This is a genomic window from Aestuariivivens sp. NBU2969 (assembly GCF_019931125.1).
Classification (GTDB): domain Bacteria; phylum Bacteroidota; class Bacteroidia; order Flavobacteriales; family Flavobacteriaceae; genus Aestuariivivens; species Aestuariivivens marinum.
In genome coordinates, this window is the sequence record NZ_JAIOUU010000059.1 from 1 (window position 1) to 958 (window position 958).

Annotated in this window: 1 protein-coding gene; it reads right to left on the reverse strand. The window is 31.4% G+C overall.

Annotation, left to right across the window (positions count from 1 at the left end):
* Positions 1-8 precede the first annotated feature (8 nt).
* Positions 9-908, reverse strand: a complete 900-nt coding sequence (locus tag K7G79_RS14685) for an IS1595 family transposase (protein WP_223552349.1) — start codon at positions 906-908, stop codon at positions 9-11.
* Positions 909-958: the final 50 nt, after the last annotated feature.

Sequence of the window (958 nt, forward strand, 5' to 3'; positions counted from 1 at the left end):
TTGAGTTATTAAGTTACGTTCTGTTTTATTTGATTCCAATATATAGGTTTTTTATTAATCATTCTCATAATGGAATTGTGCCAAATATTTTGTTTTGATTGCGATCTATTAATTCGATAGCAAAACTCATCAAAATATTTTTGAATATGCCATTTGCTCACGTGAGTTGGTATTGTTCTTAACCATGATTTTACTTGATGAATAATGATATGTAGTTTTTTAAAATTCTTCCCATTATTACTTTGAATCTGCGTGATGTCATAAGTTGATTTCAAAGGTTCATAACCACGCCATTTGTCTGTAAAGACCTTTGCCGAGGTGGAAATATGTTCTTCAAATATTGGTGTCAAGGACTTTGAGGAGTAATCATCTATGGATTTTATATAAACACGTTTTACTTGATGTTTATTGGTAAGCTCTACAGCTATTACTGCCTTTTTCTTTTTACTATCATAGCTTCTACCTTGTTTTCCATCTTCTTTTCCTCCAACGGTAAATTCATCTACATGAACCAATTCAGATAACACATATTTTTTGGAACTCTCCATAGCCTTACGAACCTTTTGCATGAAAAACCACATGGACGTTTGACTTATACCATAACGTTCTGCAAGCTGTGTGCTTGAGAGACTTTTGCTGGTTGTTGTCATTTCAAAGACAACACAAAAGGCTTTTTGTAAACCAAATTTCACTTTATGAAATAGTGTATTTGCAGTAGAACTCTCTACATGATGGCATTGGTAACAATGGTATCTATAATCCTTTTTCATACATCCATGATTACCATTACACTTGGGACATACAAAACCATCTTGCCATTTATATTTTGCCAAATATGCCTTACATTTATCGTCATTGGGTAGTTCTTTTACAAAGTTTAGTATATTTTTACCTTCATATTGTTCCATATCTTAATGTTTTAAAGCATTAAAATACGGATTTTAAATTAATAACTCAA

Excerpts from the sequence above, each read along its gene's own strand:
- K7G79_RS14685 (WP_223552349.1), bottom strand. The coding sequence starts at position 908 with ATGGAACAATATGAAGGTAAAAATATACTAAACTTTGTAAAAGAACTA.